Annotated in this window: 23 protein-coding genes; 19 read left to right on the top strand and 4 right to left on the bottom strand. The window is 45.6% G+C overall.

Annotated features, from left to right (window positions below; translation table 11 throughout):
- Nucleotides 1-58 precede the first annotated feature (58 nt).
- Entirely contained in the window at nucleotides 59-2,338 is a 2,280-nt protein-coding gene (locus tag NIAKO_RS22180; RefSeq protein ID WP_014220691.1) for a Tex family protein, read from the top strand.
- A 154-nt stretch (nucleotides 2,339-2,492) separates the two neighbouring features.
- Nucleotides 2,493-3,050 carry a hypothetical protein gene (locus tag NIAKO_RS22175; protein WP_133055366.1) on the top strand — a complete coding sequence of 186 codons (558 nt, stop codon included), beginning with the start codon at nucleotides 2,493-2,495 and terminating at the stop codon, nucleotides 3,048-3,050.
- 6 nt (nucleotides 3,051-3,056) lie between these two features.
- On the opposite strand, the gene NIAKO_RS22170 is transcribed toward NIAKO_RS22175, so the two are convergent.
- Together NIAKO_RS22170 and NIAKO_RS22165 are read right to left on the bottom strand one after the other, a co-directional pair.
- Complete coding sequence (locus tag NIAKO_RS22170; protein ID WP_014220689.1) at nucleotides 3,057-3,578, bottom strand: anti-sigma factor; 522 nt, start codon at nucleotides 3,576-3,578, stop codon at nucleotides 3,057-3,059.
- Nucleotides 3,579-3,923: 345 nt separating this feature from the next.
- Nucleotides 3,924-4,508 (bottom strand): RNA polymerase sigma factor, encoded by a 585-nt coding sequence (locus tag NIAKO_RS22165; RefSeq protein WP_014220688.1) that lies wholly within the window; start codon nucleotides 4,506-4,508, stop codon nucleotides 3,924-3,926.
- 225 nt (nucleotides 4,509-4,733) lie between these two features.
- Between NIAKO_RS22165 and NIAKO_RS22160 the strand changes: the two genes are divergently transcribed.
- On the top strand, nucleotides 4,734-5,111 hold the full coding sequence (locus tag NIAKO_RS22160; RefSeq protein WP_014220687.1) for a DUF6249 domain-containing protein: 378 nt from the start codon (nucleotides 4,734-4,736) through the stop codon (nucleotides 5,109-5,111).
- A 151-nt stretch (nucleotides 5,112-5,262) separates the two neighbouring features.
- On the opposite strand, the gene NIAKO_RS22155 is transcribed toward NIAKO_RS22160, so the two are convergent.
- Nucleotides 5,263-6,849, bottom strand: coding sequence for a S41 family peptidase (locus NIAKO_RS22155; protein WP_014220686.1), 1,587 nt, complete (start codon nucleotides 6,847-6,849; stop codon nucleotides 5,263-5,265).
- 353 nt (nucleotides 6,850-7,202) lie between these two features.
- On the opposite strand from NIAKO_RS22155, the gene NIAKO_RS22150 reads away from it, so the two are divergent.
- The 14 genes from NIAKO_RS22150 to NIAKO_RS22085 all read left to right on the top strand — a co-directional run bounded on the left by NIAKO_RS22150 (nucleotide 7,203) and on the right by NIAKO_RS22085 (nucleotide 22,092).
- The gene (locus NIAKO_RS22150; RefSeq protein ID WP_014220685.1) at nucleotides 7,203-8,051 is read left to right on the top strand and encodes an N-acetylglucosamine kinase; all 849 of its coding nucleotides are present in this window, start codon (nucleotides 7,203-7,205) and stop codon (nucleotides 8,049-8,051) included.
- Between the two features lie 14 nt (nucleotides 8,052-8,065).
- Nucleotides 8,066-8,920 (top strand): N-acetylmuramic acid 6-phosphate etherase, encoded by an 855-nt coding sequence (gene murQ, locus NIAKO_RS22145; protein ID WP_014220684.1) that lies wholly within the window; start codon nucleotides 8,066-8,068, stop codon nucleotides 8,918-8,920.
- 298 nt (nucleotides 8,921-9,218) lie between these two features.
- Nucleotides 9,219-10,466 (top strand): T9SS type A sorting domain-containing protein, encoded by a 1,248-nt coding sequence (locus NIAKO_RS22140; protein WP_014220683.1) that lies wholly within the window; start codon nucleotides 9,219-9,221, stop codon nucleotides 10,464-10,466.
- A 197-nt stretch (nucleotides 10,467-10,663) separates the two neighbouring features.
- Nucleotides 10,664-11,227 (top strand): hypothetical protein, encoded by a 564-nt coding sequence (locus tag NIAKO_RS22135; protein ID WP_014220682.1) that lies wholly within the window; start codon nucleotides 10,664-10,666, stop codon nucleotides 11,225-11,227.
- A gap of 312 nt (nucleotides 11,228-11,539) precedes the next feature.
- Entirely contained in the window at nucleotides 11,540-12,439 is a 900-nt protein-coding gene (locus tag NIAKO_RS22130) for a prephenate dehydratase (protein ID WP_014220681.1), read from the top strand.
- A 92-nt stretch (nucleotides 12,440-12,531) separates the two neighbouring features.
- Nucleotides 12,532-13,710, top strand: coding sequence for a pyridoxal phosphate-dependent aminotransferase (locus NIAKO_RS22125; RefSeq protein WP_014220680.1), 1,179 nt, complete (start codon nucleotides 12,532-12,534; stop codon nucleotides 13,708-13,710).
- 3 nt (nucleotides 13,711-13,713) lie between these two features.
- Complete coding sequence (locus NIAKO_RS22120; RefSeq protein ID WP_014220679.1) at nucleotides 13,714-14,562, top strand: prephenate dehydrogenase; 849 nt, start codon at nucleotides 13,714-13,716, stop codon at nucleotides 14,560-14,562.
- 176 nt (nucleotides 14,563-14,738) lie between these two features.
- Nucleotides 14,739-16,430, top strand: a complete 1,692-nt coding sequence (locus NIAKO_RS22115; RefSeq protein ID WP_014220678.1) for a DEAD/DEAH box helicase — start codon at nucleotides 14,739-14,741, stop codon at nucleotides 16,428-16,430.
- Between the two features lie 101 nt (nucleotides 16,431-16,531).
- A complete protein-coding gene (locus NIAKO_RS22110; protein ID WP_107685720.1) occupies nucleotides 16,532-17,620 on the top strand; it encodes a chorismate mutase in 1,089 nt (362 codons plus the stop codon).
- A 115-nt stretch (nucleotides 17,621-17,735) separates the two neighbouring features.
- Entirely contained in the window at nucleotides 17,736-18,164 is a 429-nt protein-coding gene (locus NIAKO_RS22105) for a transposase (protein ID WP_014220676.1), read from the top strand.
- 9 nt (nucleotides 18,165-18,173) lie between these two features.
- Nucleotides 18,174-19,193 (top strand): 3-dehydroquinate synthase, encoded by a 1,020-nt coding sequence (gene aroB / locus NIAKO_RS22100; protein WP_014220675.1) that lies wholly within the window; start codon nucleotides 18,174-18,176, stop codon nucleotides 19,191-19,193.
- Between the two features lie 71 nt (nucleotides 19,194-19,264).
- Nucleotides 19,265-20,557 carry a 3-phosphoshikimate 1-carboxyvinyltransferase gene (gene aroA, locus NIAKO_RS22095; protein WP_014220674.1) on the top strand — a complete coding sequence of 431 codons (1,293 nt, stop codon included), beginning with the start codon at nucleotides 19,265-19,267 and terminating at the stop codon, nucleotides 20,555-20,557.
- Nucleotides 20,558-20,739: 182 nt separating this feature from the next.
- The gene (locus NIAKO_RS22090; protein ID WP_014220673.1) at nucleotides 20,740-21,762 is read left to right on the top strand and encodes a chorismate synthase; all 1,023 of its coding nucleotides are present in this window, start codon (nucleotides 20,740-20,742) and stop codon (nucleotides 21,760-21,762) included.
- Nucleotides 21,763-21,765: 3 nt separating this feature from the next.
- Nucleotides 21,766-22,092: a thiamine-binding protein gene (locus NIAKO_RS22085; RefSeq protein ID WP_014220672.1), complete on the top strand. Its 327-nt coding sequence runs from the start codon at nucleotides 21,766-21,768 to the stop codon at nucleotides 22,090-22,092.
- 178 nt (nucleotides 22,093-22,270) lie between these two features.
- On the opposite strand, the gene NIAKO_RS22080 is transcribed toward NIAKO_RS22085, so the two are convergent.
- Nucleotides 22,271-22,993 carry a M15 family metallopeptidase gene (locus NIAKO_RS22080; protein WP_014220671.1) on the bottom strand — a complete coding sequence of 241 codons (723 nt, stop codon included), beginning with the start codon at nucleotides 22,991-22,993 and terminating at the stop codon, nucleotides 22,271-22,273.
- Nucleotides 22,994-23,069: 76 nt separating this feature from the next.
- On the opposite strand from NIAKO_RS22080, the gene NIAKO_RS22075 reads away from it, so the two are divergent.
- Both NIAKO_RS22075 and NIAKO_RS22070 read left to right on the top strand, forming a co-directional pair.
- Complete coding sequence (locus NIAKO_RS22075) at nucleotides 23,070-24,008, top strand: L,D-transpeptidase scaffold domain-containing protein (protein WP_041347145.1); 939 nt, start codon at nucleotides 23,070-23,072, stop codon at nucleotides 24,006-24,008.
- 38 nt (nucleotides 24,009-24,046) lie between these two features.
- Nucleotides 24,047-24,766, top strand: a complete 720-nt coding sequence (locus tag NIAKO_RS22070) for a L,D-transpeptidase family protein (protein ID WP_049815582.1) — start codon at nucleotides 24,047-24,049, stop codon at nucleotides 24,764-24,766.
- Nucleotides 24,767-24,768: the final 2 nt, after the last annotated feature.

Below are 24,768 nucleotides of genomic sequence, written 5' to 3'. Positions count from 1 at the left end.
ATACCGATTTTTTTGGGTTGAGCCGGTAAGACATTAAAAAACTGCAAATTCTCAATAGATGGAAGTAAAGTACATTCAGAAGATCGCTGAAAAATTATCATTCAGCATTAAGCAGGTCACGAATATTCATGACTTGCAAAGCGAAGGCGCAACCATTCCTTTTATGGCCCGTTACCGTAAGGAAGCGACCAATAACATGGACGAGGTGGGCATTGGACAGGTGGTTGAACAGATCGCTTATTTTTCTGAACTGGATAAACGCAAAGAAACAGTGGTGAAAACGATCGAAGGCCTGGGCAAATTAACGCCCGAGTTAAAAGATCGTATTGAAAATTGTTACGATGCTACCGAGCTGGAAGATATTTATCTGCCTTACAAACCCAAACGTAAAACCAGGGCTACCCAGGCTATCGAAAAAGGACTGGAACCTTTGGCGAAACTGGTATTTGAACAGGGCGCTGAAAATATGGATGAAGTGGCTGCCAAATTCATCAACGAGCAGGTAAAAGATATTAAGGAAGCTATGCAGGGCGCCCGCGATATCATTGCAGAGTGGGTGAGTGAAAACGAGCAGGCGCGTAATAAAGTGCGCCAGGAGTTTACCGAAACTGCCAAGCTTTCTTCAAAAGTACTCACCAGCAAAAAAGAGGAAGAAGAAGCCCAGAAATACCGTGATTACTTTGAGTTCAACGAGAACCTGGCCGATAGTCCTTCTCACCGCATCCTGGCCATTCGCCGGGCCGAGAAAGAAGGCTACCTGGTTATGGACATTAACATAGACAAACAAGCGGCTGTTGACGACCTCAACAGAACATTTGTAAAAAACAGCAGCCCGTTTGCCGCTGAAGTAAAGAAAGCGATCGACGATTCGTTCGACCGTTTGCTGAAACCTTCTATCGAGAATGAGTTCCGCCTGGCGAGCAAGAATAAGGCCGACGAAGAAGCTATTAATGTATTTGCCGAGAACCTGCGTCAGTTATTGCTGGCTTCGCCATTGGGTTCCAAAAAAGTGCTGGCGCTTGACCCTGGTTTCCGTACCGGTTGCAAACTTGTTTGTCTGGACGCACAGGGTAACCTGGTGTACAATACCGCCATCTACCCACACCCGCCACAGAACGACTGGCAGGGTAGTGTATCTGAATTAAAATTCCTGGTTGATAAATATGAAATTGACGCCATCGGTATTGGTAATGGTACCGCCGGCCGGGAAACTGAACAACTGGTTCGCAGCATCGACTTTGGAAAACCGGTAAGCGTGTTCCAGGTAAATGAAAGCGGCGCGTCTATTTATTCTGCATCAGAAGTTGCCCGTGAAGAGTTTCCCGATCAGGATGTAACCGTACGTGGTGCGGTTAGTATTGGCCGCCGTTTGCTCGATCCGCTGAGTGAGCTGGTAAAGATCGATCCCAAATCAATTGGGGTAGGCCAGTACCAACACGATGTAAACCAAACCCGCCTCAAAGAAGCGCTGGACAGAGTAGTAGAGAGTGCGGTAAACTTTGTGGGGGTTGATGTGAACACCGCATCCAAACACCTGCTGGTTTATGTATCGGGTTTAAGCAATACCCTGGCTAAAAATATTGTTGAATACCGCGCCAAGAACGGGCCTTTCAAAACCCGTGAAGAATTGAAGAAAGTGCCAATGATGGGACCCAAATCATTTGAGCAGTGTGCCGGTTTCTTGCGTATTCCTGGCGCCGAAAACCCGCTGGATAACTCATCTGTACACCCCGAGAGCTATCACGTGGTGGAAAGTATGGCGAAAGATCTGCAGGCTTCACTGGAAGACCTGATTAAAAAAAGCGAGCTGCGCAAAAAGGTAAACAAGAAACAATACATCACAGAAAGCATTGGTGAATACACCATCGATGATATATTAAAAGAGTTGGAAAAACCTGGTCGTGACCCACGGGCACAGATCGAGGAGTTCCGCTTTGATGAAACCATTAAAGCCATTGAAGATGTAAAACCTGGTATGACGGTGCCGGGCATTGTTACCAACATCACCAACTTTGGTGTGTTTGTTGACATTGGTGTTAAACAGGATGGCCTGGTGCATATTTCTCAATTGAGCAATACCTACGTTTCTGATCCTAATGAAGTGGTGAAACTGAACCAGAAAGTAATGGTTACCGTTTCTGAGGTGGATGTGCCGCGCAAGCGTATTTCACTTACCATGAAAGATCAGCAGAAAGGTGGTGGCGGTGAAAGACGCAGCGGTGGCGGTGGTGATCGCAAACCAGCTGCCGGTGGCGGCAAGGCACAACCTAAAAAACAGGAGCCGCTGAATCCGTTCCAGGCCAAGCTGGCGGAGTTGAAGAAGAAGTTTAATGATTAGTTGACGGTTTGACAAGTTAACACGTTAATTGGATTAATAAAGAAAATTACTCATATAAGAAGGGTCATCTGTAATTACAGTTGATCCTTTTTTGCTTTCATATGCTGGAATTAAAATGTATTTTAAAACGCCCAACCAAAAGGGCGCTTTTCTTATGAAACGATTTAAACGATTTGTACTTAATAAAAGAAAAGGATGGCTTATGGGTATCGCCATCTATCAATTGCTTGGTGCAATTGTATTGTTGATTCTTATGGTTACCATTCTTTCTGCGCAACCAGAAATATCGGGTGGGGTGATCTTTGCTGTTATTCCTATGATAGCGCTAAGTTTGGTTTCAATAATGGCGGGTATCTTTTACTTCATAAAAGGGAAGGAGTTAAAATTTTACACCTTATCGAAGTTGAATTTATGTGCGCAGCTTTTGCAGCTTACCATTCCGCCCGGGTTTACGTTTATATATTATTATGGTCCGTACTTTGCGCTTGGGATAAACGGTCATACGTTGGCGATAAGGTTCGAAACGCTTACTGCAAATTTTAATTTTAGCATTGGGGGCCAGGAAGAAGGATTGGTAGTATTATTCAATTGTGTTCCGCTTCTTATACTCATAATTTTACGTTGGATAGAACGAAACAAAACAGCGCCAACCGGGTTTGATAATTCATTTGTAGACGGGCCTCGGCAGGAAGCAACGCCGCAAGAGGTATAGGTTTTCCTACTGCTTACTGCCCACTGCCTTCTTCCTTCTTAAATACATATCCAATGCAGCCAATCCCAATACCACATTTATCATCATAAAAATAGTGGTGTAGGTTTTATTGAAGATGCCGCTGGCCTCAACTTTATCGAGGTTGATGTTATTGATAAATGAACTATCGGTGGTGCTTCCGGCAGTCCAATGGATTTGCGCTAAAGCTGCTATCAGAAAGCCGAGGATCGTGCAAATGAAAAAGCCGGCAATACCCCAAACGATCCGTTTATTGATGTATGATTTGGCAGCAGGAGCAATATGATATTTGCTGATGGCTTCCATAATATTCTGAGTGAACCGCATGGAGGGTTCATCCAGTTCCAGGCGATGGCTCAGCAGGTCCTGCAGTTCCAGCAGTTCCTGGTATTTGGCTTTCCATTCCGCATTGGATGCAATCAATTGTTCAATAAACAAGCGCTCGTCCCCGCTGCCTGCACCATCGAGATATTCCCACAAACGATCTTCTATATCTACTGGCTTGTTCATTTTAATGTGTTTAAAGTTATAAAATGCCGGGCAAAGGGCAAACGGCAGTAGATCTCCTACACTAAAGCTTCGGCGATCAAAGGTAGTAGGAGAACAGCTGCAAGCCGCAAGCTGCAAGCTGCACAAGCTGCAAGCAAATACTGGCATAAAGCTGAAAGGTAAAAGCTGAAAGCAAATACAATTCCGGTTTTGGCTTTGGCCTTTAACCTTTAGGCTTTAACCCGTTTTCTTCACTTCAACATTCAATATTGGGCATTCAATATTCAACATTGTGTATCCGCCTTTATCAACTCTGTCAACTCTATCAACGCTATCAACTTGTTAACCTATCACCTGATCAACCCCTCACCCCCTCAACTCCTCAACCACTTCCGCAAAATGTGTCTCCATCTTTTCCTTCAACCGTTGCCGGGCCCGGTGCAGTTTTACCTTAGCGGTATTGGGTTCAACACCCAGAATGCGGCCAATTTCTTCCAGGCTTTGTTCGGCCTGGTAAAATAAGGCAAGTATCCGGGCGTCGTCGATGCTCAATAATCGCAACGCTTCATTCAGTACCTGCACTTTCGATTTCTGTTCAACCTGGTTGGCTTTGAAAGTTGAATTCTGATTGTCGGCCAGGTCAAATATCTGTTCGGTGTCCAGCGAATGAACGGGTACTTTTTTCTTACGTAAAAAAGTAATGCAGGTGGTGGTGACAATGGTATACAACCAGGTGCTGAATTTTGACTCGCCCCTGAAATCGGCCAGGCTGCGATAAGCTTTTACAAATATGTCCTGGGCTATTTCTTCCGCGTCTTCCCGGTTGGCGGTATAGCGCAGCACAATAGTAAAAACGAATGGCGTGTATCGTTTTACCAATTGGGCATACAGTGCCTGTTCGCCTTGCAGCACTCTGTTTATGATCTCATTATCAACCGGTCCGGTTTGCATTAGTATGAATATGACGATGTAAGTGGTAATCAGGTTACACCATAAAGACACGCCTTGTGCCGGAATTCAGTTCAATTGATAATCAGTTGTTTATTTAGAGAGAATAGGACCGTTGTGTCCGGTTTTGATACTTGTTGTGTTCATTTATGAAAAAAATGCACGGGCACTGTAACCGGCCGGCAGCAGCAGTAGTCATAGTTGTGTAGAACTTAAAAAATAAAAACTATGAATAAAGATGTAATGGTATTCGTCTGGTTAATATTATCCATTTTAGGATTGTTTATCCTGATCTTTGGTGTTAGGTATTTAATAAGCCGCGAAAACCTGGCGATGTTGGAAAAGGGGATGAACCCCAAAGACAAGGTACACCGGCCTGCGCCTTATGCCAATTTGAAATGGGGATTGCTGCTGTTTGGCGCCGGCGCTGGCCTGGCAATAGCCTATTCGATTACGCAATACATACTACATGATTATGACAGTCCAGCTCTGTGGTTTGCTTTTGTTGCCATGGGAGGCGGAGCCGGGTTGATTTATTCTTATCGAATTGAGAAGAAAGAATTACTTGATCCGCATGGGAGTGAAAAGTTCAAAGTTGAAGGTTGAAAGTTTAAGGTTATTAGGTTTTGAGTTAACTACCAGGCCTGTATTTTAAACTTTGAACCCCATACAAAAGCCCACACTGGTAACCAGCGTGGGCTTTTGTTATTTATTTACCTGTTAACTTGTCAACCTTATCAACTTCAACTCTATCAACTTACTTCTTCATTTCCTGCATCGCTCTTGAAATCGCCGTATCATCCGAATTACTCACTTCATAATATCCTTCCATGCGCCAGATCTGGCGGGCGAGCCAGGTTTTGATGCGTTTTTCTACTTCTACCTTATCGCGTTCAGGAACGTTCTGCACGTTTACTGAATTCCTGGCGGCATAGGTCACCAGGCTGTTCCATGCCGTGCGGGTGTCGTTATAACGACGGGTAAAATCGGCCGGGTTCTTAAACTGATCGAAGTAGGCTTTATTCTGCTGATAATAGATATAAATGAATTTGCTGAACAGCTGGTTGTCGAACAGCACATACACATTGCTGGAGAAGGTGGCTGTATCGAACGGAATAAATACATCGGGCGTAATGCCTCCGCCGCCGTATACAATTCTGCCTTTCTTGGTTTTAAAGGCGGGGCCGGTATGTTGGGTAACGGTGTCGCCATTCACCAGTTCTCCGTTCATATACCGCTGGGCCAGTTCTTCATTATACGCTTCGCGGCCTTTGTTATAGGGCTTTTGAATATTACGGCCAAGGGGGGTATAATAACGGGCAACGGTTAACCGCAATGCAGAACCGTCGGTGAGGTCATATTGTTCCTGTACCAGTCCTTTGCCAAAAGTACGGCGGCCGATGATGGTGGCGCGGTCCCAGTCCTGCAGGGCGCCTGCAACCACTTCACTGGCAGAAGCCGAGCTTTCATCAACCAGCAGGACCAGTTTGCCTTTTTCAAACAAACCCGGGCGTTTGCAATGGTATTCTTGTTTTTCCGATTTATTGCCCTGGGTATATACGATCAGGCGTTCATCGTCGAGGAATTCATCCACAATATCTGTGGCTTCGGTTAAAATTCCGCCGCCATTGCCCCGCAGGTCGAGGATGAGTTTTTTCATGCCCTTTGCCTCCAGGGTTTCCATAGCTTTCATAAACTCCTCGTAGGTAGTGCCGGCGAATTTATTAAGATGTATGTAGCCGGTAGTGGTGTCTATCATATAAGAGGCGTCCACTGAGTACAGGGGAATGGTGCCGCGGGTGATGGCTGTTGAAACCGGTTTGCCGTTGCGCAAAACAGTAACCTGAACCTTGCTGCCGCCCGTACCCCGTAAAAAGTTCTTTATTTTATCGCCGGTGATCGATTTGCCGGTAACGGTTGAGTCGCCCACTTTCAGGAATTTGTCGCCCACCTGTAAGCCGGCTTTGTCGCTGGGCCCATCGGCGAGCACATTGGTAACATGTACTGTATCGTCAATAATGAAGAATTCAACCCCAATGCCTTCAAAGTTACCCTGAAGGTCTTCATTTATTTCTTCCACATTGGAGGAGGGAATAAAAACGGAATGGGGATCGAGGTGGGCCAGCATAGCCTGGATGGCATCTTCGGTAAGGGTATCGGTATTTACTTTATCAACATATTTTAAGTTTACCAGGTCCATCACTTCCTGCAATACTGAACGTTTGCCACTGTTAAAAATGCCACGCGAGCTGGGTACATTAGATCTTAACGCCGAACCTATAAACATGCCCAGGATCAATACTACAGAAAACAACAGAGGCATCCATACTTGAAGTCTTTTCATCTGAAATTGTATAGTTTGTTTTAATAAGGCCGGGTGAGTGAATTTGCCGGAACAGCAAAAAAACAGCACCACAAGGGATAGAAATCTGAAAATTTTGGGCGAAGTTCATAATTAATTTGCAAGTAACGGTTTTTTGTTTTGAATGGTTACAGGCCCCGTAAAAGCGGCACTTCAAACAAATAAAGGGTAGGGAAAAGCCGCGTAAATCGGGCCGGGTTGCGTTTTTATGCAAGGTATATGAGGTCTTTACGGCATGGTTGTTTCAGCTATGCGTCTTACCTTCGCACGATGGCTATATGTGTAAATAAGCGTGTAGCAAGGGTTTGGAATAATACGACTAAACGGAACTAATTATGGCAATACTGCTGGCAGATAGTGGGGCTACCAAATGTGAATGGTTTCTGGCAGAATCGAAAGAAAGCACCAAAACGGTTATTACCCAGGGTATAAGTCCGTACTTTTTTAATGAAGAAAAAACGGTGGCTTTATTGCAGCAGGAATTACTGCCGCAATTGCCAAAAACGGCCACCATCGAGGAAATACATTATTATGGTACGGGCATGCGCAATCCGGTTAACGTAGATATGATCCGGAAATCGCTGGCCACTGTTTTTGAAAAGGCCGGAACTATAGAAGTGAGCGATGATATGCTGGCGGCAGCCAGGGCGCTGAATGGCCGTAAGGAAGGCCTGGCCTGTAACCTGGGCACGGGTTCTTTTGCCGTTTATTACGATGGTAATAACATTACCAAACAGGCGCCGGGCATTGGGTACATTCTGGGTGATGAAGCCAGTGGCGCCTACCTGGGAAAAAAAGTACTTCAGTATTATTTGTACAATACGTTCGACGAAGAGCTGCGATACAGGTTCGACGCAAAATATAATACAACACCCGTTGAAATATTAGAGCATGTATACCGGAAACCGCTGGCAAACAGGTACATGGCTACTTTTTGCCTGTTTTTGTCGGAAAACCGGGGTCATTACATGATCGAAAATATCATTGAAGACGGATTGAATGATTTCTTTTTTACCCATCTGTGCAAGCTCACAGAAAGCTGGAAAAACCCCATCCATTTTGTAGGCGGCGTGGCTTTTGCGTTTCAGGATATCATTAGCGAGCTGTGTCATTCTTACGAATTTGAACAGGGAAAAATCATGAAAGGCGCCATGGAAGGCCTGATCCAATACCATCTGCAATAATGAAGAACAACCTTATGCCCAACGCGAATAAAACATTGAACAACAGAAATATGTCAGCAGAATTTACCAGGATTACAGAGCAGTCGAGCGATTACCGGCATCTGGAACAAATGAGCATTAATGAGTTGCTCACCAACATGAACAATGAGGATAAAAAGGTGCCAGTCGCAGTAGAGAAAGCCATCCCTCAAATAGAGAAACTGGTGACTGCTATTTCGGATAAAATGCTGGCTGGTGGCCGCCTGTTTTATATTGGCGCCGGAACCAGTGGCCGGTTAGGGATCCTCGATGCCAGCGAAATTCCCCCTACTTATGGATTGCCGCAAGGGCTGGTGATCGGCATCATTGCCGGTGGCGACGTAGCAATTCAACGCCCGGTAGAACAGGCTGAAGACAGCTGGGAGCAGGGCTGGGCCGATTTGATGAAACACGCCATCGACGAAAAAGACGTAGTGATAGGTATTGCTGCCAGTGGCACCACGCCCTATGTAATTGGCGCCCTTACCGAAGCCCGAAAAAAAGGCATTATCACCGGTTGTATTACCTGCAATGCTGGTTCGCCCCTGGCCGATGCAGCCGAACTGCCTGTTGAAGTGGTGGTAGGTCCTGAATTTGTTACCGGCAGCACCCGCATGAAAAGCGGTACCGCGCAAAAGCTGGTGTTGAATATGATCTCTACCGCCGTAATGATCCAGATAGGCCGGGTAGAGGACAACAAAATGGTGAACATGCAGTTGACCAACAGCAAGCTGGTTGACCGGGGCACCATAATGGTAATGGAAAAAACGGGCATCAGCAGTTATGATAAAGCCCGGGAATTGTTGTTGAAGTATGGGAGTGTGAAGAAAGCGGTAGACTCACTGAAGTAGTTTAAAGTTTAAGGTTCAAAGTTTTAAGTTGTTGAGTTTTTTAGTTCGTTAGTTATTTTTATTGAGTTTACTATAACACTTGTACATTGAACATAAAACTTTAAACTAAAAATTTATAGCAGGCCCACCCCGGTTACCGGAGTGGGCTTTTATTATATATTTACCTGTTAACTTTTCAACGTGTTAACGTGTCAACTTTATCAACTCAGTCAACCCTATCAACGTGTTAACATGTTAACTGATCAACTTATCCCAAAAAAGCTGTAACTTAAAAGTACATATCATTAAACTTATACTTATGAGTTACCGACTTTTACACACTTCATTTGCAGCTTGTATGTTACTGGTTACCATTCAGGTTACCGCTCAGCAAAAACAAACAATAGCTTATGCTATAACCAGCTCAGAGAAAGGCAACTTTAACTGGACTGATGTTAAACAAATTGATCTGACAACCGGTACGGTTACCCGCTCCATCTTCGACAGTAAACAAACCAACTTTACGGTATACAATGCCCGAACAGGCGCCGCATTAAAACCTGCTACACAAAATGGCGTTACAGTAACAACCAATGCTACTTCGCCGGTGGCTTCTTTAGCAGCCGCCTGCGCCTACGATCAACGGCATAACCGCTTATACTATGCGCCGCTGTTCATAAATCAGCTTCGCTACATTGACCTGGATGAAAAGACGCCTAAAATATTTTATTTCGATAATGAACCCTTCATGCAGGTTACCGATGCGGCCAATGAAGCCAATCATGTTACCCGCATGGTAATTGGCGCCGATGGCGATGGGTATGCATTGAGCAACGATGCCAACCACCTGATGCGTTTTACTACCGGCAAAAAGCCGGTGATCACCGACCTGGGGGCCCTGCATGATGATGTATCGAACGGTGAAAAATCGGTGCACGCAAAAACAACCGGCTGGGGGGGAGATATGATTGCCGATGCCGCCGGCAATCTGTATGTGATCTCTGCCTATCATCATATATATAAGGTAAACCTGCAAACCCAGGTAGCTACCTGGGTTGCTGAAATACATGGGCTGCCGGAAACATATTCAACCAATGGCGCCGTGGTTGATAACGAGGGGTATTTAATTGTAAGCAGTGCCAATACCGCGGAAGGTTATTATAGAGTAGATATGCATTCCTGGACCGCCAGCCGCATCAATATAAATGGCACCGTGTTCAATGCAAGTGACCTGGCCAACAGTAACCTGGCTTTCCCCAACGATAAGCCAACTGTACCATTATTGAACAGCCGGGATCTTGTACGCAACGGGAATATCAGCCTGTATCCAAACCCCGTTGCAAACAACCAGGTGAGTGTAAATTTCAATGGTAAGGAATCCGGCCGGTACACCATTCAGCTGCTTGACCTGAATGGTAAAATATTGTTAGAACAAATAGCGGTAGTGAACGGGATCCAGGGTATACCTGTTTTGTTCAAGACCGGTTTGGCTAAAGGACCCTATATGATAAAAGTGTTAAGTAATAGTAAAAAAACTGTATTTACCGATAAGCTGCTCATTCAGTAATACAATAAAAAATATTTGGAAACCGCATTGCGAAGGCTGTAAATTGCTACAGCCTTCTTTCTTTACAGGATGCTATGTCAACAGGCAATAAGCAATAGACAATAGGCAACTCTTCGAGGGCATAAGAATTGTAGGGTTGTTTGGGATACGGAAGGTTTTGCCAATTGCCCATTGTCAATTGACAATTGATTTAAATTATGCATGAAATAGAACCATTTTATAATTGGCGTCACATTTATACCAGTGAGCAGGATGAGCGGTCTCCGTTCTTCGGAAAGGTGTATTCTGAATTTACCTATACCCAGGCTATTTATAATTACCTTATACATCCGCAGTGGGATGACTTCGGTTCCCGCACCCTTTACCTGAAAGTATTACTGGCCGACTATGAAGAGAAGTATGCGATCATTGAATTGATAGGGGAGTGGAACGACGCCATCGAGAATGATATTATGGAGTTGAAGCGGGAGGTGATCGATGTATTCTTTTATGAAGGCATTACCAAGTTCATCTTTATTGCCGAAAACGTGCTGAACTTTCACAGCGGTGATAAGGACTATTACCAGGAATGGTTTGAAGAGGTAACGGATGAGGATGGCTGGATAGTTGTGCTGAACATGCCCGAACAAACGCAGTACGATTTCAAGCGGGCCAAGCTGAACCGCTACATCGAACTGATAGACCTCCCCAACTGGCGAACCTATAAACCCTTCCACCTGTTTAAGAAAATCGACGAGCAAATGCGGAAAAGATTGGAATAGTCTAGTTGGAAACCGGGTTTTAAAATCGATGAAATGCACTGCCAGGAAGGGTTTGGGGTGTAAAAGGATAGGTTGGAGGCAGTAGAATTAATCGAAAAAAATTTGTACATAAGTAATTAGTTATTACTTTTGACCTAATGAATATCACAAAGGCATACCGTTTCTTTTACTTCTTTTATTTTAGCTTCTACTTTAGTAGCAGGCCGGGAATGCTTTTGTTGACAACTAAATAAGAATAGAAAAAAATCAACATAAAGAGTCCCGGCCAAAAGCCGGGACTTTTTTTATGCCTATTTTAAAAACCAAGCAATCATGGTTGATCGAAAACAACAACAGGAGAGCACCGATGCAACGCCAGGAAGCACTGGCCAGCAGGGTACAGGAATAAGGGTTTCTATCCAGGGGTATGAAGGAAGTTTTCACCAGGTAGCAGCCCGGCAATTCTTCGGAAAAAATGTAGAAGTGATACCCTGCGCCACGTTTCGCGATGTTGTAAAAATTGCGAGTAATAAAAAAGAAAGCAACGGTGGCCTGATGGCGATTGAAAACTCCATCGCCGGCAGCATTCTCCCCAACTACAACCTGTTGCAAAAGAGTAGTCTGCAGATCATCGGGGAGGTATACCTGCCTATAAAACAACAACTGTTAGTTAATCCGGGCGTTCAGTTAGAAGATATCCGCGAAGTGCACTCCCACCACATGGCCATTCAGCAGTGCCTCGAGTTCCTCGACAAATACAACTGGAAGCTGGTAGAAACGGAGGACACGGCCTTAAGCGCTAAACACATTCAGCAGCACCGCAGTAAACACATAGCCGCCATTGCCAGCAAACTCGCCGCCGACCTCTTCAACCTCGATGTAATTGCTCCCAACATTCATACTTTAAAAAATAACTATACCCGGTTCCTGGTGCTGGTGCCACAGGAGGTAGCGCAACCAGTAGCCGATGCCAATAAAGCTTCCGTGAATTTTCATACGGATCACTCACGCGGCAGTTTGGCCAGGGTGCTTAGCCGAATTGCAGACGTCGGCATTAATTTAAGCAAGCTACAAAGCTCACCCATACCCGGTACCGACTTTCAATACAGCTTTTATGCCGATATGGAATTTGATTCCCTCGACCAGTTCAATGCGGTGATCGATAGTATAAAACCAGTCACTCAGGAATTGAGAGTTTATGGGATTTATAAGAATGGAAAGAATAAGGAATAACTGTTACCAGTTGCCAGGTTCCAGTTACCGTGGCCTGGAAACCGAAAACCGGTAACTGTATCTTAAAATCACGATTCAACTAATACAACGATATGCATACTTCAAAGAGATTAGATGGTATAGGTGAATACTATTTTTCGCAAAAGCTGCGGGAGATAGATGAATTGAATAAACAGGGCAAGAACGTTATCAACCTTGGTATTGGCAGTCCCGACCTGCCCCCGCATGCCGATGTGATAAAGACCCTGCAGGAAGAAAGCGCCAAACCGAATGTGCATGCTTATCAAAGTTATAAAGGCTCACCTGCCTTGCGCAAAGCCATCAGTGACTGGTATAAGCAATGGTATGATGTTGAATTGAACCCTGATACAGAGATATTACCCCTGCTGGGAAGCAAGGAAGGCATCATGCACATTTGCATGACCTACCTGAACGCAGGCGATAAAGTACTGGTGCCCAACCCGGGTTACCCCACTTACAGAAGCGCCGTAAAATTAGCGGGCGGTGAGTGTGTTGATTATGATTTAACCGAAGCCAACAATTGGGAGCCCGATTTTGATGCGCTGGATAAACTGGTGGCCGCCGGTGGTACCTTTAAGCTGATGTGGATCAACTATCCCCAAATGCCTACAGGCCAGCTGCCTTCTGCCAGCCTGTTTGAAAAGGTAGTGGCGTTTGGAAAGAAGCACCAGATACTTATTTGTCATGATAACCCTTATAGTTTCATCCTCAATGAGAACCCTGCCAGCTTAATGCATGTGCCCGGCGCCAAAGAGGTGGCTATTGAGCTGAACTCGCTGAGTAAGTCGCACAACATGGCCGGCTGGCGGGTAGGGTCACTGGTGGGCGCCAAAGAACGCATTGACGAAGTATTGCGGTTTAAAAGCAATATGGACAGCGGCATGTTCCTGCCGGCGCAATTAGCGGCTGCCAAAGCATTACAACTGCCCAAAAGCTGGTACGATGAAGTGAACGCCACTTACAAAAAACGCCGGGAGAAAGTATTTGAGCTGCTCGATCTGTTGCAATGCGTGTATGATAAAAACCAGGCCGGGATGTTTGTTTGGGCAAAGATCCCCGCTGCTTATAAAACCGGTTACGAGCTGAGCGATGAAGTGTTGTACGGTACCGGGGTATTCATAACACCCGGCGGCATTTTTGGGAAAGCCGGTGATGGCTATATACGGGTAAGCCTGTGCAGTACAGAAGAAAAATTTGCAGAAAGCATTCAACGGATAAAAGCATTTAAACCAGCATTAAAAGTTAACTAAATCATGTTCAACACCGTTACCATAGTTGGGGTAGGCTTAATCAGCGGTTCCTTTAGCCTGGCTTTAAAAGAGCGGGCCCTGGTTAAAAAAGTGATCGGGGTAAGCCGTACAGAAGCAAGCGCCCAAAAAGCCATAGAGCTGGGTTTAATAGACGAAGCATTGCCTTTGGAAGAAGCGGTAAAACAAGCCGATCTCATATACGTAGCCATCCCGGTTGACGCCACCATTGGGGTAATGCAACAGGTGATGAATATGATAACCGATAAACAAATTGTGGCCGATGCGGGTAGTACCAAACATGCCCTGTGTGCCGCGCTGGCCAACCATCCCAAGCGCCACCGGTTTGTAGCCACGCATCCTATGTGGGGAACAGAGTACAGCGGTCCTGAAGCCGCCGTGCGTAATGCCTTTGCCGGCCGTAGCTGTGTGATCTGTGAAAAGGAAAAAAGCGATGCTACAGCGGTGGCAAACATGGAAGAAATATACCGCCAGTTAGGGATGAACCTGGTGTACATGGATGCCGACAGTCATGATATGCACACGGCCTACATCAGCCATATTTCCCACATCACCTCCTTTGCCCTGGCCAATACGGTACTGGAAAAGGAGAAGGAAGAAGGTACCATTTTTGACCTGGCCGGTGGTGGTTTTGAAAGTACCGTGCGGCTTGCAAAAAGTAACCCGGCGATGTGGGTGCCTATTTTCAAACAGAACCGCGAGCATGTGCTGGATGTATTGAACGAGCACATAAGCCAGTTGCGCAAGTTCAAAGCCTGTTTGGAAAAGGAAAACTATGACTATTTGCTGGAGCTTATTGAGCAGGCGAATAAGATAAAAAGGATACTGAAATAGTTCTCAGTTCTTAGTTCTCAGTTCCTGGTTGCCGCGCAGCAGTATATTGGCTTTAAGCTTTAAGCTTTCGGCTGTATTTGGCTTACAGCTGGCTCTGGGCGGGCATTTGTTCTTTGAACAGGATTAATTAGGTCAACGGCCATAATAACAGTACCTTTGCGCCAAATTTTCTGACTATGATTACATTTGATGCATTGGGTTTAGATGAACGGCTGATACAGGCTACCAATGCTTTAGGATATGTTAACCCCACCCCCATTCAGGAGCAGGCGATTCCTGTTTTACTGAGCGGAACAAAAGATCTGGTGGGTTTGGCGCAAACGGGTACAGGTAAAACGGCTGCATTTGGGCTACCCCTGTTGCATTTGGTGAATGAGCAGTTGAAACATCCCCAGGCATTAGTGGTTTGTCCTACAAGGGAATTGTGCATGCAGATCGTGAACGAAGTGGAAGGGTTTAAAAAATTTATACCCGGTATGTTTGTGGCGGCGGTATACGGCGGCGCCCCAATAGGCCAGCAGATCCGCGAGCTGAGAAGAGGTGTACAGATCGTTGTAGCCACACCAGGCCGGTTGATCGATTTAATAGAACGCAAGGCTATTGACCTGGAACAGATCCAGTACGTGATTCTGGATGAAGCCGATGAAATGTTGAACATGGGCTTCCAGGACGATATTGAATTCATTTTGAAGAACACCCCCAAACGTGAAGCCACGTGGTTGTTCAGCGCTACCATGCCTCCGGAAATTCGCCGGGTAAGCAAAAGGTACATGAAAGATCCGATCGAGGTTACAGTGGGTAAAGTGAATTCTGCCAACAAGAACATCGACCACCAGTACTACCTTACCAGTGCACAGCACCGGTACGAAGCCCTGAAACGGTTGATCGATTTTAACCCGGGCATTTACGGCATCATTTTTACGCGTACAAAAGCCGATGCCCAGGATATTGCCGAAAAATTAACCCGCGAAGGATACGACATTGATGCGCTGCATGGCGATTTAACCCAGCAGCAACGCGATAAGGTAATGGGCGATTTTCGCGAAAAAACCTTACAGCTCTTAATAGCAACGGATGTGGCCGCCCGCGGTATCGACGTACAGGGTATCACCCACGTTATCAACTACGAGTTACCCGATGATGTGGAAGTATACACCCATAGAAGCGGCAGAACCGGCCGTGCCGGTAAAACCGGGGTGTGTATGTCTATCGTGCATGTGCGGGAGCTGGGAAAAATGCGGCAGATACAAACCATTGTACAGGCGCCTTTCCACAAGCTCGAGATTCCAACAGGCAAGGACGTTTGCCGCAAACAGTTCTACCACTTTATGGATAAACTGTTGCAGTTAGAGGTGAACGAGGGCGATTATGAAGCCTATGTGCCTATGCTCGAAGAGAAGTTTGCCGACGTTAGCAAGGAAGAGATCCTGAAACGCGTGGCAGCCCTGGAGTTCGACCGTTTTTTGAAATATTATGAGAACGCGGAAGACCTGAACGTACGTGAACAACGTCGTGGTGAACGGGTAACCGGTGAACGCTTAACCGTGAGAAGAGATGGTGGTGGCGACAGAAGAGGACAATTTGCCGATACCAGAGGCCGGAAGTTCGGCAACGGCGGCGGTGGTGACTATACCAAGTTATTTGTGAACCTGGGTACAAAAGATGGCTTTTATAAAGCCAGCTTCCTGCAGTTCATCCTGGATATGAGCGAACTGCAAAAAGATGTACTCGGTCGTATAGATATGAAAGAAATGAATAGCTGGATCGAGATTGACAAACGCGTTGCCAGTCAGATGATCCGGTCTATTGACGGAAAGAATTATAAAGGCCGGAGGATCCGGATGAACGAGGCCGACAGCAGACGATAATCAGCTAATTTGATAATGTGATAATTAGCTGATTGTCCGAAACCGGGCCGTTGGTTCATTATCACATTATTGAATTATCACATTATCAAATTGAAATACAAATGGAACAAACATCAACAACCATGAGAGAGACGGTGCAACAGATATGGAAAAAACGCCCGATCATTATCAGTGGACCTTGCAGTGCCGAAACAGAAGAGCAGGTACTGGAAACCGCTACCCGTTTAGCAAAAACCGGAAAGGTAGATATGCTGCGTGCCGGTATCTGGAAACCACGTACCCGTCCTGGTAGTTTTGAAGGCATTGGAACCAAAGGCTTACCCTGGATGCAACAGGCTAAAAAGATCACCGGTTTACCCGTAACAGTAGAAGTAGCTACTGCAAAACAGGTAGAAGATGCGTTGACCTTTGAAGTAGATGTACTGTGGATTGGCGCCCGTACAACGGTGAACCCTTTCAGCGTACAGGAAGTAGCAGATGCTTTACGTGGTGTTGATGTCCCCGTGTTGATCAAAAACCCTATCAATCCCGACCTGGAACTGTGGACGGGCGCCGTTGAGCGTGTAGCCAAAGCAGGTATTAAACAAATAGGTTTGATCCACCGCGGATTCAGTTCTTATGGTAATACCGAATACCGGAATGCGCCCATGTGGCACCTGGCTATCGAAATGAAACGCCGCAATCCGGAATTATTAATGATCAACGATCCTTCACATATCAGTGGTCGCCGCGATATCCTGCTCGATGTAGCCCAGAAAGCTATTGACCTGGATATGGACGGTTTGATCATCGAAAGCCATATCGATCCGGATAAAGCATGGAGCGATGCCAAGCAACAGATCACCCCTGAAAAACTGGGCGAAATGATCGGTGCTATCCAATGGCGCAGAGAAGATGTAAACTCCGAAGAATATCACGCCGCATTAGAAAAATTGCGTCAGCAGATCAATCACCTCGATGATGAACTGATGCAGATCCTGGGTCAACGGATGAAGGTGGCAGAAAAAATTGGTGAATACAAAAAGAACAACAACATCACCATTCTGCAAACCAACCGTTGGAATGAGATCCTGGAAAGAGCATTCCAGAAAGGTGAAAAACTAAACCTTAGCAAAGAGTTCATCACCAAATACTTTGATGCTGTACACATGGAGAGCATCAACCACCAGAATAAGATCATGAATTCGTAAGACGGCAATCGTCAATCGGCAATCGGCAATGATTTCCGACGTGCGGGATTATTCATAAATCACAAAGTTCGCGAACCATTCACGATTCACGATTCACGAATAAAAGACTGCTAATATGAATAGCCAAACCAGCAAAGTGTATTTGTTCATTCATGTAATCACTTGTGTAAAGAACAAAGAGCCTTTGTTGACCAAGCCTGTTCGTACTGTTTTATTTGCCCACATTAAAAAGCATGCAACAGAAAATGGGATCAACGTGCTGTCGGTCAACGGCACGGATGATCACATGCATGCCGTGATGCAAATGATGCCTACACAAAACCTGGCGCAGATCATGAAAAGCATCCGCACCGATTCTGCCAACTGGATCAATGAAGGCAACTTTATCAAGAGCCAGTTTGAGTGGGAGGAAGGGTTCGCTGCTTTGAGTGTAAGCCCCAGTGGAATAAAACAGGTGTTGGAATATCTTGATAAACAGGAAGAACATCATAAAACGAAGACGCTGGACAGTGAGCTGGAAGTTTTTCAGAAAATTCAGATTTGATTAGCTTGTATGCAAACAAAAAGTTACCGGTTTTCATCCGCCACCGTAAATTATTACTTCGATGCCGACTTTTCCAAACTGGAAAAAATGGTTGGACAGGAGCACGCGGTGCTGGTCACTGATGAACATGTTTTTCAGGCCCATAAAAAAAAGCTGAAGGGTTGGAACTGTATTACCCTGAAGCCGGGTGAAGAATATAAAGTACAGGCCACGGTGGATTCTATCATTGAACAACTGATAGAGTTCAAAGCCGATCGCAGCACCTGGCTCATAGGTATTGGCGGTGGCGTTGTTACCGACATTACCGGCTATGTGGCCGCGGTGTACATGCGGGGTATAAAATGTGGCTTTGTGCCCACCACTATCCTGGCCATGGTAGATGCGTCTATCGGTGGCAAGAACGGCATCGATGTAGGCATTTATAAAAACCTGGTTGGCACCATTCGCCAGCCGCAGTTTTTATTATATGACTACAGCTTTTTAAAATCGCTGCCCAAACAGGAATGGGTGAATGGCTTTGCAGAGATCATCAAACATGGTTGCATAAAAGACCTGTCGCTGTTCAAAGAGCTCGAAAAGAACAAACTCACTTATTACCAGAAAAATAAACCGGCATTAGCCAAACTCATTCGCCGCAATGCAGAGATAAAATCAACTGTAGTGCAGGCCGATGAATTTGAGAAAGGCGAACGCCGCCTGCTGAACTTTGGCCATACCCTGGGACATGCTATTGAAAATATGTATGAGCTCAGTCATGGTCAGGCCATTAGTATTGGTATGACCGCCGCCTGCCAGATCTCGGAAAAGCTGGTGAAGTTTAAAGACAGTGAGCGCGTAATTGACGTGCTTGACAAATATGGATTGCCCACGCTGGCCAACTTTGATAAACCGAAAGCATTTGAGGTGTTGAAGATGGATAAGAAGCGGGAGCAAAAGGAAATGAATTACGTGTTATTGGAGAAGATAGGTAAGGGTATAGTGAAAACGATCCCAATGACACAGTTAGAGAAGATTGTTAATGAACTTTAGTTAACTGTTTGACAGGTTAACAAGTTAACGTGTCAACTTGTTAACCTGTCAACCTATCAACGCATCAACTTATGGTAGTAACGATTCAACCTTCCCAAATAAAAGGTTCCATTCAGGCGCCGGCTTCCAAAAGCTCTATGCAACGGGGTTGCGCCGCCTCTTTACTCTTCAAAGGAACCACCATCATTCGTAATCCCGGTCATTCAAACGACGATAAAGCGGCCCTGGGTGTTATTCAGGACATGGGCGCTGTGGTAAAAAAACTCGACGACGGTTCATTACAAATTACCGGTGGTGGGGTTAGCCCTGATTGTGATGCCGTGAATTGTGGCGAAAGTGGATTAGGCATACGCATGTTCACGCCCATCATCGCTTTAAGCAATAAACGCATTACCATCAATGGCGAAGGCAGCCTGGTTACCCGCCCCATGGATTTCTTTGATGAAGTATTGCCGCAACTGGGTGTGGAGATCATTTCAAAAGAAGGCAAATTACCCTTACAGGTAAAGGGGCCGTTAACCCCAAAAAATATTACGATCGACGGGTCGTTGAGCTCACAATTCCTGACCGGATTACTGTTCGGATATGCAGCTTCCAATGCAAAGGATGTTACCATTACGGTAGATAACCTGAAAAGCAAACCCTACATCGATCTTACCTTAACGGTAATGAAGCAGTTTGGCTGGGAAGTGGAGAACCGGAATTATGAACAATTTCATTTTGCAGGTAATAATAAACAAGCTGCTTCGCCACTCATTTATACCGTAGAAGGCGACTGGAGCGGTGCTGCCTTTCTACTGGTAACCGGCGCCATTGCCGGCGACATAGTGGTAAAGGGATTGGATGTACAATCAACCCAGGCAGATCGTGCGGTATTGCAGGCCTTACAGGCTTGTGGCGCTAAAATGTCTATTCAGTCAGAACAGATTGAAATCGGACCAGCTGCCTTAAAAGCATTCCAGTTCGACGCTACTGAATGTCCTGACCTGTTTCCCCCACTGGTAGCGCTGGCTGCCTATTGCAAAGGCACTACGGTGATAGAAGGCGTAACACGTCTTACCCATAAAGAAAGCAACCGCGCGCTTACGCTGCAGGAAGAGTTTGGTAAAATGGGGGTTGAAATAGAATTGCAGGATAACCTGATGCTGATAAAGGGCGGTAATGGATTAAAAGGCGCGGCCGTGCATTCGCACCACGATCACCGCATTGCAATGGCTTGTGCCGTGGCAGCTTTAAAAGCAACCGGCGAAACTGTTATCAGCGAAGCACAAGCGATCAATAAATCGTATCCTGATTTTTATGAGCATATTCAAGTGTTGGGTGCAGTATTGAAGAAAGAAGGTTCAGCGCAGAACGCACATTAAGGCAGACGGCAAACGGCAGACGGCAGACATAAGAAAGCCGAATGCCGAAAACTCAAAATTTAAAGCTGAAAGCCAAAAGTCGGAATATCCAATGTGGAGGTATTCATGTTTGCCGTTTGCCAGGAGGCAAGTAAACATCACAGACGCATAAATTGTAACGATATTTTCAATATAAACAAGCAATGAATAGTTTCGGACGCATATTCAAAGTGACCATATTTGGTGAATCGCATGGGGAAAGTGTAGGGGTGAATATTGATGGCTGCCCGGCCGGGTTGCCATTGACAGTAGAAGATTTCCTGGTAGATATCGAGCGTCGTAAGGGTGGAACCCAAAAAGGTACTACACCGCGTAAAGAAGATGATCTGCCGATTTTCAAAAGCGGGTTGTTCAATAATAAAACAACCGGCGCCCCCGTCACCATCATCTTTGAGAACAAGAATACGCGTTCGGGCGATTATGAAAAGTTGCGCGATTTTCCCCGCCCCAGTCATGCCGATTTTGTAGCCCACGATAAATTTGGCGGCTATGAAGATTATCGCGGCGGTGGTCATTTCAGCGGCCGGTTAACTGTATGTCTTGTTGCAGTAGGCGTAATTGCAAAAAAGTTGCTGCAATATCACAGCAGCACAGTTGCAGCCAACATCCTGGAAATTGGCGGTGAAAAAGACCTGGAGAAAGGATTACAAAAAGCCATCGATGCCAAAGATTCCATTGGTGGTATTGTAGAATGCCGCGCCAATGTGCCTAAAGGATTGGGCGAACCGTTTTTCGATTCAGCAGAGTCATTGATCAGCCATGCCGTGTTTGCGATCCCTGCAGTGCGCGGCATTGAATTCGGGACAGGTTTTGCAGCCGCCCGCATGTTCGGACTGGAACACAATGATGCTATCATAGATACAAACGGTACTACCCGCACCAACCATGCCGGTGGGATAGTAGGCGGGATAACCAATGGCAATGAATTGGTGTTCCGTATCGCCATAAAACCAACCGCTTCTACCCCAAAAGAACAGGATACGCTGAACTGGAAAACCGGTGAGGTGGATACCTTTTCGGTAAAAGGCCGCCACGACCTGTGTATTGCCCTGCGGGTGCCGGTAGTACTGGAAGCAGTGACCGCCATGGTACTGGTTGACCTGATGATGATGGAACAACAATTAAACAGACTGGTTCCGCCTGCTGTTACTGAATCAAACCAGTAAACAATGCATCAGTATACGATAAACGCCTCTATTCAAATAGTGCCCATTGTACTGGATAAACATCCTTACCTGTGGGTTGATGATGCCATTGCGATCATTCAACAATCCGGCATCAAATATGAAGTAACACCCTTTGCCACCATCCTGGAAGGCACGTATGAAGAAGTGATGCGGGTGATTCACCAGGTAAATGAATTTCTATACCAGAAAGGCTGTGCAGAATGGATTGCTAATTTGCAAATACAGATTAGGAGTACCTGGAATATTACGGGGGAGGAGAAGACGGGGAAATTTAAAATGGAGAATGAGGAAGGGAATACAAAATATTGAATGTCGAATATTGAATATCGAAGTAAAGAAAACGGGTTAAAGCCTAAAGGTTAAAGGCCAAAGCCAAAACCGGAATTGTATTTGCTTTCAGCTTTTAGCTTTGGGCTTTCAGCTTGTTGCTTGCAGCGTTTTTCCCACTTCCTACTGCCTTTCCATTTCTGCCGTTTACCAGCTTATATCATTTAGCTAATTCACTAAACGGAATATCCAACACCTCATACCCCCGATCATTGTTCCAGAAAAAATGCCACCATTCGGTATCCAGTTTGGTAAACCCATACTTCTCCATTAGATCCGTTAACAGCTTCCGGTGGTCCAGCACAGCTGGTGGTAAAGCAGTAAAGCCCTGATGCGCCGTATCGCTGAAATTATCGAAGCCGGTGCCCATATCCAATTCCTGGTGGCTTTTTAAATCAACAATGGTGAGGTCAACCGCAAGGCCGCGGTTATGACCTGAGCCTCTGGAGGGGTTGGCCACATACCGTTCATCCTTAATTAGTTCCCAAAACTTTACCGTAACGTCGTAAGGCCGGTAGGCATCAAAGATCTTGAGGCCATAGCCCCGGGCATTCAATTCTTTTTGTACAGCTGCCAGGGCTCGGGCGGCAGGTAACCGCAAATACGTGTGGCGGGTAGCTGGAACGTATAGTTGTAAATGGGTAAAATTGTTGGTGGTGGCATACCGGAGATCGTATAGAAGGTTGGGCATTAATTTTAGCAATTCCACCATTTTTTTGGCAGAATCATTGCGTACAGTTAATTGATAGTCAGTGAATTTGTTAATAACCGGCACGCCATATTTACTAACACTTGTTGTTTGCGCCAGACAGGAAGCTGCGTGGAAAAAAAACGATAAGACCATAAGGTAAATACCACGCTTAAGCACTATTTTGTATAACATTGTGGCCGGTTTAAAGGCAGGTTAGGAAAGTGAAAAGATACTAAACTTTTATACCGGATAACCAGGATCAATAAACATGAAAAAAGGTATTACCTCTGGCCTACATTGGAGCTTGTTAGTTGTAGCGCTTTTTTTAGCTGCCTGCCATGGACGTGGCAGAACGGCCAAACCCCCAGCCCCCAAAGCCAAAGACATTGTTGAACAACCAAAGGAATTGAACGTAAGCATCGAGCGGAACCTTCAAACCGCGCTTGAGTTCATTCTGGCCAGCAACGGCGTGCTGAACGATTCCATGCACCTGGCGCAGGATTCCCTCGTAAACGATATTTATCAAAAAAGAAGCTTTGAACCGGTTTGGAGCAGTCAGGATAAATGGCTGCCCCTGAGCGACTCATTGGTTGATTTTATTGGCCACTCCAAAGAACTGGGGCTGTTCCCCGGTGATTATCATTACAATGTATTAAAGAACATTCGCGCTCAAACCGCCCAGGACGCGCAGGCGCAAAAAGATGCGGCCCTATGGTCGCGTGGCGAGCTGTTGCTCACCGATGCCTTTTTCAGAATGTGCGCCGACCTGCATAAGGGCCGTTTGCCTTTTGACAGCGTTACGCTGCGGAAAGACACCCTTACCGTGGCCGGCTATCTCAATTTATTCGATACGCTTTGGCAGGCAAAAGATGTTGCCGGTTTAATGCATTCGCTGGAGCCCAGACACCAGGGCTACGACTCCCTGAAATATGGGTTGCAGAACTTCCTGCAATCCATAGATACCCTGAAACGCTATACGTATATCCCTTATCCGGCCCAGACTTCTGCAGATTACGTTAACAATCTGAAGCAACGGCTGTTTGAAGAGGGGCTGCTCAATTCGCCCTATGACTACCTGGATACCACCTCCATGAAGTTGATAATTAGTAAGTATCAGCGGGATAAGGGATTACCGGAAACCGGGAAGTTGAATTCCACCACGGTAAACAGCCTGAATGCCAACAACTGGGAGAAATTTAAAAAATAGCCATTACACTGGATCGATATAAATTATTACCCGATTCAATGCCAACTACTTATATCTGGGTTAACATCCCGGCATATAGCATGAAGATCATAGACTCGGATATGATTGTGATGGAATCGAACGTTATTGTGGGGCAGCCAAAAACAAGAACGCCATTGCTGACCTCGAATGTGGTGAATTTTATCACATACCCGCAATGGACGGTCCCTTACAGTATCATTTTCAAGGAGATGTTACCTAAGATCAAGGCCAACCCATCGGGGTACCTGAATAAACAGAACCTGATGGTGGTCGACAACAATGATAATGTGCTGAACCCAGATAGCCTGAATTGGGGAAAATATAACAAAAATTACTTCCCCTACCTGATAAAACAACGGCAGGGTGATGATAACTCATTGGGTGTGTTGAAGTTCAACTTCGTAAATAAATACGATGTTTATTTGCACGACACCAATGCCCGCTGGCTTTTCTCAAAAGAGAACCGCGCTTTGAGTCATGGTTGTGTAAGAATTAAGGATTTTATGAAATTGGCCGATTTTTTGGTGAGAAATGACACCCTGCGGTTCCCATCCGATACCCTGCGGAGTTGGATAAACAGGAAGGAAAAGCATTATGTAACCGGTTTTACCAGAGTGCCCATTTTTATCAGGTATTTTACCTGTGAGGAAAAGAACGGAGGTATTAGGTTTTATAACGATGTGTACGGGGAAGACCGCACCTTATGCCAACGGTATTTTGATAGTAAGACCCTATAAAA

The sequence above is a fragment of the Niastella koreensis GR20-10 genome, assembly GCF_000246855.1.
GTDB classification, from domain to species: Bacteria; Bacteroidota; Bacteroidia; order Chitinophagales; family Chitinophagaceae; genus Niastella; species Niastella koreensis.
The sequence above is the reverse complement of the archived record's forward strand: the minus strand, read 5'-3'. Positions and strand labels throughout refer to the sequence as shown.